1 protein-coding gene is annotated in these 324 nt (G+C 56.5%); it reads right to left on the bottom strand.

Annotated features, from left to right (window positions below):
• Positions 1–324: ATP-dependent Clp protease proteolytic subunit (locus AUR66_RS20635; protein ID WP_197409767.1), on the bottom strand; the 324-nt coding region annotated here is incomplete at both ends.

Raw genomic sequence — 324 nt, 5'->3', positions numbered from 1 at the left:
CGGTTACTGGCAGGTGTGACGTAAATGTGGTCTGCAGGAGCCGTCATGTAGTACCCACCTGATGCGGCCATGCCCGTTACGCTAGTCACGACGGGCATCTCCTGTTGTGTGCGTTTAACCGCGAGATAGAGCTGTTCGCTCGCTGAGGCGGCACCGCCTGGACTGTTTATGTCCAGGACTACAGCCTCAATTGAGTCGTTTTGTCGCGCCTCACGAAGGTTATCAACGACAACTGTCGCGGTATCACCTGTAATCGTACCGTGCATCTCAATGACGGCGACAGTTCCATCTGGGCCGGTTGCCCGCTCCCAAACTGTTGGGGCA

The sequence above is a fragment of the Haloferax profundi genome, from assembly GCF_001469865.1.
In the GTDB taxonomy this organism is placed as follows: domain Archaea; phylum Halobacteriota; class Halobacteria; order Halobacteriales; family Haloferacaceae; genus Haloferax; species Haloferax profundi.
This window is presented reverse-complemented; position numbering and strand designations above follow the sequence as displayed.